General features: G+C 44.9%; 8 protein-coding genes. 7 read left to right on the top strand and 1 reads right to left on the bottom strand.

What is annotated here, in order from left to right; translation table 11 throughout:
* Positions 1-16 precede the first annotated feature (16 nt).
* Positions 17-1,468, bottom strand: coding sequence for a DUF2867 domain-containing protein (locus tag R8N47_RS06000; protein WP_064353822.1), 1,452 nt, complete (start codon positions 1,466-1,468; stop codon positions 17-19).
* 94 nt (positions 1,469-1,562) lie between these two features.
* Between R8N47_RS06000 and R8N47_RS05995 the strand changes: the two genes are divergently transcribed.
* From R8N47_RS05995 to R8N47_RS05965, 7 genes are all read left to right on the top strand, one after another.
* Positions 1,563-2,939: an MATE family efflux transporter gene (locus tag R8N47_RS05995; protein ID WP_033905119.1), complete on the top strand. Its 1,377-nt coding sequence runs from the start codon at positions 1,563-1,565 to the stop codon at positions 2,937-2,939.
* A gap of 187 nt (positions 2,940-3,126) precedes the next feature.
* Positions 3,127-3,798, top strand: a complete 672-nt coding sequence (locus tag R8N47_RS05990; RefSeq protein WP_005378040.1) for an ABC transporter ATP-binding protein — start codon at positions 3,127-3,129, stop codon at positions 3,796-3,798.
* Positions 3,779-6,232, top strand: a complete 2,454-nt coding sequence (locus tag R8N47_RS05985) for an ABC transporter permease (RefSeq protein WP_005378038.1) — start codon at positions 3,779-3,781, stop codon at positions 6,230-6,232. Before R8N47_RS05990 ends, R8N47_RS05985 begins: the two co-directional genes overlap by 20 nt.
* Positions 6,232-7,356, top strand: a complete 1,125-nt coding sequence (locus R8N47_RS05980; RefSeq protein WP_042521997.1) for a lipocalin-like domain-containing protein — start codon at positions 6,232-6,234, stop codon at positions 7,354-7,356. Before R8N47_RS05985 ends, R8N47_RS05980 begins: the two co-directional genes overlap by 1 nt.
* Before the next feature lie 330 nt (positions 7,357-7,686).
* Positions 7,687-8,838: a Na+/H+ antiporter NhaA gene (gene nhaA / locus R8N47_RS05975; protein WP_005378034.1), complete on the top strand. Its 1,152-nt coding sequence runs from the start codon at positions 7,687-7,689 to the stop codon at positions 8,836-8,838.
* A 717-nt stretch (positions 8,839-9,555) separates the two neighbouring features.
* Entirely contained in the window at positions 9,556-10,191 is a 636-nt protein-coding gene (locus R8N47_RS05970; RefSeq protein ID WP_053306960.1) for a TetR/AcrR family transcriptional regulator, read from the top strand.
* Positions 10,192-10,262: 71 nt separating this feature from the next.
* A complete protein-coding gene (locus R8N47_RS05965; protein WP_017634878.1) occupies positions 10,263-12,545 on the top strand; it encodes an acyl-CoA dehydrogenase in 2,283 nt (760 codons plus the stop codon).
* Positions 12,546-12,575: the final 30 nt, after the last annotated feature.

Raw genomic sequence — 12,575 nt, 5'->3', positions numbered from 1 at the left:
TGTTTAGAAGCCCCTGTTATTGGGGCTTTTTGTTTTCTAAACGGTTTGCTTCTTTCGCGATGGCTTTGACCATGCCTTTAAATATGAAAAGATGGGCTGGCATCATTGCAAACCAATAAAGCAGCCCAAGAAACCCTTGCGGGTGCCACCAGGCGGTAATATCCAGCTCTCGTTCGTCACCGAGATCTTTGATGGTAATTTCTAAACGCCCAAGGCCTGGGCCTTTCATACCAAAAAACAGTGAAAGAAACTGATTATTATCGCAGCGAATCACTTTCCAAGAGTCAATAAAATCACCGACTTTAAGCTCTGGTCCAGGAGGAGAAACGCGAATCGGTTTTCCGCCACCAAAAAAGATATCGAGCCATTCACGTGTACGCCACAAGATGTTGGCAAAGTAATAGCCTTTTTCGCGACTCCCGATCTTTTGCGCCACTTTCCATAATGCTGCCGCTGAGGCTTGGGTTTTAATGCTCGCTCCAGCTTGTTTTGGGTAATAGCCATATCCTGGTTGCCATCGACGAAGCGCTGCGGGTTCAAACCCCCAGACATTACTGCGTACAAATGTGCCTTCATCTTGAATGGTATCAGTTACCGCTTGCTCGTAGCTGATCAGCGTTTGAGGAAATCGTTCTTCAATCGCTTTAGAGTCTGCAATGTAGTCGTGCTCTAAGCCCGCAAGTAATGCTTTACCGATACTAGTTGGCACTGAGGTAACTAAACCTAGCCAGTACGATGCCATTTTCGGAGTAAGTAGCGGGGTCGACCACAACCGATACGGCTTGTTCGTGATTCGGCAAATGACTTTGAACTGCTCGCGGTAGCTAAGTGTATCTGGCCCTCCAACTTCATAAATTTCACTTTCTTCTGGATAGGGGGCTTCTGCTAACTTCAACAAATAGTGGTTGAGATTGGGCAAGGCGATAGGGTTCGCTTTTGAGTCGACCCATTTAGGCGCGATCAAAATAGGTAAGTTGTAGACAAAGTCACGCATGATTTCGAAAGCGGCAGAGCCGGGGCCGATGATAACGCCTGCACGCAATTCAGTTACTGGAATACCAGACTGTCGAATTATTTTTCCCGTGGCTTTACGAGCGGCTAAATGGCGAGAGTTTCCGGTTTGAGGTTGAATGGCACTCAAATAGATAACATGCTCGACGGAGCTTTGTTCCAACGCATATTTGAAGTTCAAAGCAAGGTTTAGTTCGTACTCAACAAAGTCATCACCTTGAGCCATCCCGTGCACGAGAAAAAATACTAAATCAAAATCGTTCACTACAGCCTTCGTGGTCTCTGCGTCAGCCAAGTCGAGATACCTTAACGTTAAATTAGGGTGAGGCTGAGTTCTTGACTCTAAATAATCAATATGTCGCGCCGCTGCTGTGACGGCGTAACCTTTATCTAAAAGTAACGGAAGAAGTTGAGAGCCAATGTAACCCGAGGCGCCTAGCACCAACACCTTTTTCATTATCTGTCCTTTTATCGTTGGTGGAATAAACACCACAGAGTATAATCATGAGACACTTTCCCCATTCTATCAATAAGTTGTCGTTGGAGCGCTTGTGACTTTTCTTTCTCAACTCTCAATACACGCAGATAAAGCATTCTTACGTCGTTTATTTGCAATCGCGTTACCAATTACACTGCAAAGCATGATGTTTTCAAGCCGAAGCCTCGTCGATGTTCTTATGCTTGGTCAACTTGGTGAAGCAGAAATTGCCGCAGTTGGAGTTGCTGCGCGCGCGACTTTCGTCACCACCATTATGTTAGTTGGGGTGACAACGGGTGGTGCATTGTTAACCGCTCAATATTGGGGGGCTGGCGATAAAGTTGGGGTGCGTCGCAGTACCGCTTTAACATGGATGATCGCAATGATGTTTGCTGCGATTGCTGTTGCTTTGTTTGTTGTTTTTCCACAGCCCATCATGAGTTTGACTACCGATTCACAAGAAGTGATTGAACTAGGGGCCAGCTATCTCATTATTTCGTCGGTTAGCATGTTTGCTGTTGCATGTGTGGCCAGTATGTCGGTGGGCCTAAGGGCGATGCACCAACCAGGCTTAAGCACTTTTTTTAGTGGTATAGGCATTTTATCTAATGTGTTTCTTAACTGGGTTTTAATTTTTGGTCAATTAGGCTTTCCTGCTCTGGGTATTACGGGAGCAGCGATCGCAACGGTAATCAGTGGCGCGATCGAAGTAGGTTGCCTGTTTGGTTATCTATGGTTGAAAAAACACATAATCGCATTTGGTTGGGATGATATACGCGCAGGATTGGTCTTAGATAAAATTACGCGTTTCTTGAGCCTCTCTTTGCCAACCACATTTAACTTCTTGGCGTGGGCTGGTGGGCTGTTTGCTTATCACGCCATCATGGGGCAAGCAGGCGTACAAGGTTTGGCGGCACTTTCCGTAATGACACCTGTTGAGTCGATCGCATTGGCGATGATGATTGGTTTATCGAATGCGGCTGCAGTTCTAGTCGGGAACCAGCTCGGCGCTCGTAATTTTGAACCCGTTTATTATCAAGCATGGGCTACGGTCATTTTGAATGTGCTTATCGCATTTGTGGTCGCCGTCTTGTTGATAGTGTCAAATCAATGGATCCTTAATGCGTTTAGTGCACTGACAACAGACACTCGCGAGCTAGCTGAACAGTTTATGGTGATTCTTGCGTTGGGTGTTGTGCTACGCTCGGTGCCGATGATGGCGATTGTTGGTGTATTACGTGCGGGCGGTGATGTTAAGTTTTGTTTGTATCAAGACATCTTGGCACAGTGGGTGATCGGGATTCCACTCGCAGCATTTGCAGCGATTTATCTCAATTGGGACCCACAATGGGTTTACTTACTCTTTCTGACGGAAGAAGTTGTGAAGTGGGCGATTTGCTTGCCAAGAATGGTTAGCCGAAAATGGATGAGAAACCTGATTGGCCAGTAAAGAGGAACAGAGTTTATTTTGGCTGCAAAAATCTGCTCAAAACGTCAACAAAATTAGCAACAGAAAGTGAATCGAGTTGCATTTGTACTTCCATAGTGTGATCAAGCATTCAAAATACTTTCTACTAACAGGATTTTAGTGTAGATTCTGATCCCAATTTTTAAACACCATCCGAGCGGCATAATCAATGTTAAAACTGTCAGACCTATGTAAAGGCTATGTAGACGGGGGAGAGTTTCACCCTGTATTACAAGGGGCAGAATTAACATTGCAGCAAGGTGACCAAGTCGCTCTGATGGGAGAAAGTGGTTCGGGTAAAAGTACTCTGCTGAATTTAATCGCCGGATTAGATACTGCCGACTCTGGTGAAGTGCAGTTTCCAAATTTTGCTATGCATGAAGCACCGGAGCATTTAAGAACCCTTTATCGCCGCAACAATATTGGTAATATCTTCCAACAATTCAACCTGCTTCCTACACTTAATATTGCCGACAATATTCGTTTTTGTCGTCAGTTAAAAGGTCTGCCGGAAGATAAAGAGTTGTGGCGTCAAATTCTTTCTGCTTTGGACTTAATGCCATTGCTAGGACGTTATCCGGAAGAGGCGTCTGGTGGTCAGCAACAACGTGCGGCGATTGCTCGCGCCCTTTATATGGAACCCAAAATCCTGCTTGCTGATGAGCCAACTGGTAGCCTAGACGAGCGAAACGCAGAAGCAGTAATGCGCTTATTAACGAGTCTCGCTCGCCAATTGGAGTGTACTTTGCTGTTAGTGACGCACAGTGAAAAAGTGGCCGCCCATATGGAAGGAAAGATTCGACTTCAAGGAGGGCAGTTACATGTTATGGCCCGTAGTTAAGGCACTACTCGGTCATTACCGTCGTTACCCTCTACAAATTATTCTTGTCTGGCTGGGATTAACTTTAGGCGTGTCCCTCCTTGTTGGTGTTACTTCTATCAACCAGCATGCAAAACAAAGTTATGCTACTGGGGAAAAGCTTTTCTCCAATCCTTTGCCATACCGAATCCGAACGAAGCACTCTGCCAATAAAATTCCTCAAGGTTTCTATATTCAGTTACGTCGAGCTGGGTTTAACCAATGTGCACCGTTTGACGTGCTTCATCTAGATGCCAAGACCGATATGAGCCTGATGTTGGTGGGGATAGATCCTGTTGCGATGATCCCACTACAACAAGGAAAATCGCTAGGTGAGATGCCTGTTTTATCTCTAATGAAGCCTCCTTATCCTATTCTTGTTAGTCAAGATTTGGCCGCTTACATGAGTTGGCAGGATGGGGACTTCATTGAGATGAATGACGGAAGCCGTCTTGGGCCTATTCAAGTAGATAAGGACAAGATGCTTTCGGGTACTCGGCTGGTTACTGATATATCGTTGTTGCGTATGCTCAAGCGGAGCTCAGGTTTGTCTGCGATTTCTTGTGGTGAAATGCCAGAGGAAAAGCTAATAGCACTGAAAAACATGCTGCCAAACGGAATGACGCTCGTTAGGAATACGCGTACAGAGCTTGAGTCGCTAACTAACGCATTCCATATGAATCTCACCGCGATGGGAATGCTGTCGTTTTTGGTCGGGTTGTTTATTTTTTATCAAGCGATGTCTCTGTCTTTCATCCAGCGACAACGTTTGGTAGGTATTTTGAGACAGACTGGTGTTAACGGAACACAGTTAGCGCAAGCTTTATTACTAGAGTTGTCTTTGCTCGTCTTTATTGCGTGGGCGTGTGGTAACTTTTTTGGCTTGATCTTAGCAAATGAACTTATCCCAGCAGTGTCTTCGAGCCTGAGTGATTTGTATGATGCCAACGTAGGCTTAACCATAGGATGGTCATGGCAATCTAGCTTATACAGTCTAATCATGGCAGCGATGGGTGCGTTGATATCGTGTCTGTGGCCATTAATCCGTTTGTTGAAGTCACAACCAATCCGCCTTTCTTCTCGACTGTCGCTAATGCGATTTGCTGGAAGAGAGTTCTCTTGGCAGGCGCTTGCGGCATGTGCGTTTTGTGTCGCTGCAATAGCGGTATATCAGGCGCCGAAAACACAAGAAACCGGCTTTGCTATTATTGCTCTGATGTTGGTTAGTGTGGCGTTGTTTATGCCATTTATTATGTGGCATATGTTCCAAAGTTTTTCTTATACCATGCGATGGGTTCGTGTCCGTTGGTTTTTTGCTGATGCAGCAGCCAGCATGAGCTATCGCGGTGTGGCTACGATGGCGTTTATGTTAGCGCTGGCGGCAAACATTGGTGTAGAAACAATGGTCGGAAGCTTTCGAGATACAACCGATAAGTGGCTAAATCAGCGATTAGCCGCTGATGTGTACATCTATCCGACCAACAATTCAGCCGCTAGGATGAGCGCATGGCTCCAGAATCAGCCAGAGGTGAACTCGGTTTGGTGGCGCTGGGAAAAAGATATGCCGACCGAGCACGGTGCTCTACAAGTTGTAAGTACGGGCTCTTCTGAAGGTGAGTTAGACTCACTTACCGTCAAGTTAGGTGTCCCAAATTACTGGTATCAACTGCACGCTACCAAGAGCTTAATGGTCAGTGAGTCGATGGCCTTGAAGCTGGATATCCGCCCTGGCGATTTCATTAACTTGCAAGAACCGCTTGGTGGTGATTGGCAAGTCGTAGGCGTTTACTACGATTATGGAAACCCATATAACCAGGTGATGATGTCGCACCGGAATTGGCTGTATGCATTTGCAGGTACGGGTAATGTTGGTCTTGGCGTAGTATTAAAAGATAACGTCAATGGAGAAGGGCTGAAAAATCGCTTAGAGAATGTATTCCGTCTCCCGCAAGATCGTGTGTTTGATAACGGTAATATTTATAGCCAAGCAATGAGAGTGTTTGATCATACCTTTGCGATAGCAGGAACCTTGGGCAATATCACGCTGATTATTGCCGTGTTTGGTTTATTCTTTGCGACGTTGGCAGGAGAACTTTCACGGCAGCGGCATTTTTCCTTATTAAGGTGCATGGGTGTGTCCGGAAAAGAACTTGTCGTATTAGGTGGTTTGCAGCTATTCGTCTTCGGAGCCATTTCTGCGATTATTGCAGTGCCGCTCGGCTTGGCGCTCGCACATTTGATCGTTGATATTATCATTAAGCAATCATTTGGCTGGTCTCTAGAGCTTCAAACGATTCCATGGGAGTATGCTCAAACCATTGCTTGGGCGATGCTTGCCATCATGGTTGCTGGCGCATTGCCAGTTATTAGAATGATCAAAAGTACACCGATGAAGTCATTAAGGGACGCGTTGTAATGAAAAAAATGGGCTCTAAAAAACGCTTGTTGGTTTCAACGCTCATTGTTGTTACGTTCGCTTTTCTGACTGGGGCTGCTTTTTACTCAACTTTTTGGTTAGAGGCTACAGCAACACGAGAAAGCGAACTTGATTCTATCTTAACGCGTGAAAATCAAACGATTTTCGAGCCTGTACTACCTAATGAGCATGTCTCTTTACCCTCAGACTTTCGCTTTCATCCCGAGTATCAGCATGAATGGTGGCACTACTTTGCGAAACTAAAAGATGAGCAAGGCAAGATCTACAATGTTCAATGGAGCTATTTTAGGGTTGCGACGGACGAGCGAGAAACCAGCGGTTGGCAGAACCCTCAATTGTACATTTCACATGTTGTCGTCAGTCATGGCTCGCATGTATGGAAAGAGCAACGGGTAGCTAGAGGTGGGATAGGCCAAGCTGGTATGATCAATCGCCCTTTCAGGTTATGGATTGATAATTGGACTTGGCGATCACTCGGTGCGACGCCTTTCCCGGGCAACTTGAATGTGAATACTGATACGTTTGGACTTGAGCTCAATACCATGACAAGCGGCCCCTTTGTCGTGAATGGAGACAAAGGTTTCCAAGTTAAACATGCGTTGCAATCTGTTGCTTCTTTTAGCTTCAGTGCTCCATTTTTAAAAGTAAAAGGTAGCTTAAGCTTAAATGGTAAGCGATTCTCAGTGACGGGTTCTGCTTGGGCGCAAAAAGAATGGGGCAGCGGCTTAATTGGTGAGGGGCAACAAGGCTGGGATTGGTTTGTTTTCAATTTAGATGATGGTCGAGCATTAACTGTTAGCCGTTATCGTCACCATGGGCAAACACCGCACGTATTTGGCACGTTGTCGACACGCTCAGGTAAAGTCATCAACCTCTCAGACGATGATATCAGTATTAAACCAATGCAAGTGACCAGTTTATCCAATGGAAGAAGGTTACCTTTGCAGTGGATTATCAATATTCCGAAGCATCAAATTAATTTGACTACCCGCATTATCAAGTCAGATATGTGGCTACCCTTTGTAATACCTTACTGGGAAGGGCCTACTTTAGCCTCCGGCTCCAATGAGGCTTGGGGCTTTATGCAGCTGACAGGCTATTGAGTTGTGAAGAAAACCACCCCCTACGGGTGGTTTTTTAGTGCGCGAAGCTTCCTAGCTTTTTCTCAAAAGTACGGGGTTATCATGATGGTACAAGCCGTGTTATGCTGATTTTCTCATCATCTTGATAAATATTTGGTGCGACAAAAACAAATACGATCTCCGATCAAAATTGAGTGTCATGTTGGAAAATACGATGTATAGTAAACTTAACATCGAAAAAACCGAAGTTTATACTCTGAAGAAGCGATTATTCTAAAGTTTTCGACAGCTATACACTCTTATCACTCTTTGTTAATCGTTTATTAAGATAATAAATATAAGGACGAAACCATGAACGATGTCATTCGTGACTTTTTCAAAATGGAATCAGCAGGTGGTATTCTTCTCGTAATTGCAGCGGCAATTGCGATGACCATTGCTAACTCACCGCTGGGCGAAACTTATCAATCTGTACTGCATACTTATGTATTCGGTATGTCAGTTTCTCACTGGATTAATGACGGCCTAATGGCTGTTTTCTTCTTACTTATTGGCCTTGAAGTGAAGCGAGAGCTACTTGAAGGAGCGCTAAAATCAAAAGAAACCGCAATTTTCCCTGCTATTGCGGCGGTTGGTGGTATGTTAGCCCCTGCTCTTATTTACGTTGCGTTTAATGCTAACGACCCAGAGGCGGTTTCTGGCTGGGCCATTCCAGCTGCGACGGATATTGCATTTGCTCTAGGTATCATGGCGCTACTAGGTAAGCGCGTACCAGTAAGCCTTAAAGTGTTTTTGTTAGCTCTCGCTATTATCGACGATTTAGGCGTGGTTGTTATTATTGCACTGTTTTACACAGGTGATCTTTCTAGCATGGCGCTGCTTGTTGGCTTCATCATGACTGGTGTCCTGTTCATGTTGAATGCGAAGGAAGTAACGAAACTGACACCATACATGATAGTCGGCGCGATCTTATGGTTTGCGGTACTTAAATCTGGTGTTCACGCAACACTTGCAGGCGTAGTGATCGGCTTTGCTATTCCTCTTAAGGGTAAACAGGGCGAACATTCCCCACTTAAGCACATGGAGCACGCACTTCATCCATACGTGGCATTTGGTATCTTACCTCTATTCGCATTTGCAAATGCGGGGATTTCGCTAGAAGGCGTATCGATGTCAGGCCTAACTTCAATGCTGCCATTAGGTATTGCTTTGGGGCTACTGGTTGGTAAGCCTCTAGGTATCTTCACCTTTAGTTGGGCTGCTGTGAAAATGGGTGTAGCTAAGCTACCGGAAGGCATTAACTTCAAGCATATCTTTGCGGTCTCTGTGTTGTGTGGTATCGGTTTTACAATGTCTATATTCATTTCCTCTTTAGCGTTTGGAAATGTAAGCCCTGAGTTTGATACCTATGCTCGACTAGGCATCTTAATGGGCTCGACGACAGCCGCGTTACTTGGCTACGCGTTACTGCACTTTTCTTTGCCTAAGAAAGCGCAAGCGTAAGATACACACTGTTTAGTAAAGCCTCCCATTCGGGAGGCTTTTTTATGTCTGCAGATCGGCACATCAACCACTTCAGGGTGGTTACTTTTGTGACCAACTAAGGTCTAGCTTATGGAGTTGGGGCAAATCATCGAAAGAGGCGCTTGGTAAATCTACAGGCGAAAAAAAGCCCAGCCGAAAATTTGACTGGGCGGATACAAACATAGGAGTTAATAAGAAAAAAGCAGCAACGTAACAATTAGATGGAAACAAGTTTGACGGCCAGTGAAACTTCAAATGCCCTAACTGTTACGTATATTCAGACCGAGCCTTTTCCAAACAGTTCCATTTTTTTTCAAAAAATTTCTACTTAATGCTTTCTAGCTTCTTACACACCCGAAAGTAATAGAAAAGTCGAGATGGATTACCAACTTGGCGAAGTTACTAACTTCTGTGTTTCTCATTTTATCTCCCCGAGAACCGAAGATGTATTTCATACTCTCGTCGCTCACTCCGAGCCGCCAAGGCTATTGTTAGCGTTTCAATTGCGCTGGACTGAGAAATTTGATCGTTTTCTTCTGATAAGCTTCACCGGAGTATTCGATTGAATTTCAAAAGATTAGATCACACCTTTTACTGTCTGGTCAGACCAATTGGTTAAAGTGTGATGTTAATCATTTGTTAATCTTAAGTTTCGGGAGTATATTTTCAAACAGTTGTTTAATACGAGTGATTAAAATGGCCCCGAGAACATCAACAAAAGAAAAAATACTCGATGTCGCAGAAGGACTCTTTGCTGAACATGGCTTTAATGATACTTCGCTAAGAACGATAACAGGTAAAGCTAACGTTAACTTAGCATCGGTAAACTATCACTTTGGCGATAAAAAAACGCTGGTTAGAGCGGTTTTAGATAGGTATTTAGAAGCACTAATGCCGAGCATTAAGACTTCATTAATTGAGTTAAACACGCGCGATAGCTACAACATGGACGATGTCTTTGAGTCATTGCGATTACCTTTACGTACATTAAATGATGTACGCCCAAATGGTACTGCGCTATTTATGTTGTTAATTGGCCGCGGTTATACAGACGTTCAAGGTCATCTACGCTGGTTCATTACCACCAGATACGAAGAGGTACTGAACCTTTTCACTTTCTCGATAATGAAGGCGAACCCGGAACTATGTGAAGAACATTTGTTTTGGCGACTGCACTTCACGTTAGGAACCTGTGTATTTACGATGGCTTCAAGCCAAGCTCTTTCGGAGCTGGCAGAAAGTAAGTTTGAAAAGGAAGTCGATGTGAAATCTGTCGTCGATTTACTGATTCCATATTTGTCAGCAGGAATGTCAGCAAAGCAGTTGGCATAAGACAAATAAGAAAGTTAAACCAATAATAAGATTATACCCCGAGCGGTTACGTGAACAAAAGGATCTGAACTATGAGCTCTCTACGAAGAAAATGGATTAGTGACCCGGCTTTTAAAGTGTTCAAAAAAGTATTGCCACCTCTGTCTAGCACCGAGAAAGAGGCGATGGAAGCGGGTAGTGTATGGTGGGATGCCGAACTATTCTCAGGCAAGCCAAACTTCACAACATTGCATCATTATCCAACGCCTACACTGACGGCAGAAGAGCAGTCATTTATGGATAATGAGCTTGAAACCCTGCTAGAAATGCTTGATGACCAGAAGATTGTCAAAGAAGACAGGGATTTACCGCCTGAAGTATGGGAGTACCTACGTAAAGAGCGATTTTTCTCTTTGATCATCTCGAAAGCATATGGTGGTCGTGAATTTTCCGCTTTGGCGAACTCAACCATTGTTTCTCGTATTGCGACTCGAAGTATCAGTACCGCGGTATCGGTAATGGTACCGAACTCTCTTGGCCCTGGTGAGCTGCTATCGCACTATGGTACGCAAGAGCAAAAAGATTACTGGTTGCCTCGTTTAGCTGATGGTACAGACATCCCTTGTTTCGCCCTAACTGGCCCTGAAGCGGGTTCTGATGCGGGTGGCATACCTGATCAAGGCGTGGTTTGTTACGGCACCCATGAAGGCAAAGAAGTGCTTGGCGTGCGAGTTAGTTGGAATAAACGCTACATCACGCTTGCGCCAGTTGCGACAGTGCTCGGGTTAGCATTTAAACTGCAAGATCCTGAAGGGCTACTTGGTGACAAGAAAGAGGTTGGCATTACATGTGCGTTGATTCCCGCTGACCATGAAGGTGTCGAGATAGGCGAACGCCATGATCCTCTGGGGTCTGCGTTTATGAATGGTCCTACTCGTGGTGAAGATGTCTTCATCCCTATGGACTGGTTGATCGGTGGCGCTGATTATGCAGGTAAAGGTTGGCGTATGCTGGTTGAGTGTCTTTCTGCTGGTCGCGGTATCTCTCTCCCAGCGCTTGGCACAGCGATTGGTCACCTTACTACACGTACAACAGGTGCTTATGCTTACGTGCGTAAACAGTTTGGAATGTCGATCGGTAAGTTTGAAGGTGTTGCAGAAGCAATGGGGCGCATTGGTGGTCTTACTTACCTACTAGAAGCGACGCGTACGCTAACGACGACTTCTCTCGATATGAAAGAAAAACCTGGGATTGTAACCGCGATTGCCAAGTACCACATGACGGAAATCGCGCGTACCATTCTAAATGATTCGTTTGATATCCATGCGGGTCGTGCGATTCAAGATGGTCCAATGAACTATCTTGCTAAACATTACCTTGGTATCCCGGTTGCTATCACTGTTGAAGGCGCGAATATTCTGACTCGTAACCTGATGATTTTTGGTCAAGGTGCGACTCGATGCCACCCATATGTTCTAAAAGAAATGGAAGCCGCGGCGAATCCAGATTCTGAACAAGGTGCGAAAGAATTTGACAACTTACTCTTTAAACACATCAAGCACGCGCTCGGTAATACATTCGGTGCATTTGGTGCAGCACTAACTGGTTCTCGATTTGTTAACGCGCACATGAGTGGCCCAACGCAGCAATACTACAAAGACATTACTCGTCTTAGTCGTGCACTTGCAGTAAGTGCAGACTTTGCGATGTTAACCTTAGGTGGAGACTTGAAGCGTAAAGAAATGATCTCAGCACGTTTGGGTGATGGATTAAGCTATCTATACATGGCATCTGCTGCCTTGAAAAAGTATGAAGATGAAGGCCGTCAACAAGGCGATCTAGACTTCGTTCATTACGCTGTTCAACACTGTTTGTATAACGCTTCTAAGTCATTAAATGAGGCTTACACCAACTTCCCTGTGAAATACGTTGGCGGTGTGCTTAAGGGGCTATTGTTCCCGCTTGGTAATCATTTCAATAAGCCAAGTGATGAGCTGTGTGTGAATTTGGCTGAAGCGATGATGACACCAGGCGCGCAACGTGATCGCCTCACGCATCTGTGCTACATCGGAAAATCAGAGGATGACAGCGTAGGCTTAATGGAGAATGCATTCCTTGCAATGTACGACATTAAACCTTTGGAGCGTAAACTTATGAAGGCTGCGAAGGATGGTAAAGTGGCTCGTAAAGGTCTGCTGCATGACCGTTTGCAGCAAGCATTTGAAGCAGGCGTGTTAACTGAGCAAGAAATTGATCAAATCATGGCTGCAGATAAATTGCGCTACAAGGCGATTCAAGTTGACCACTTTAGTCATGACTTTTCTGAAGTGCGAACTCATAGCCCAAAAAAGTCGCAGTTGAATCCGGCGGCATAATAGACAACTAATGTTAAGAAAAGCACCTCA

The sequence above is a fragment of the Vibrio sp. 2132-1 genome (genome assembly GCF_033344315.1).
The sequence above is the reverse complement of the archived record's forward strand: the minus strand, read 5'-3'. Positions and strand labels throughout refer to the sequence as shown.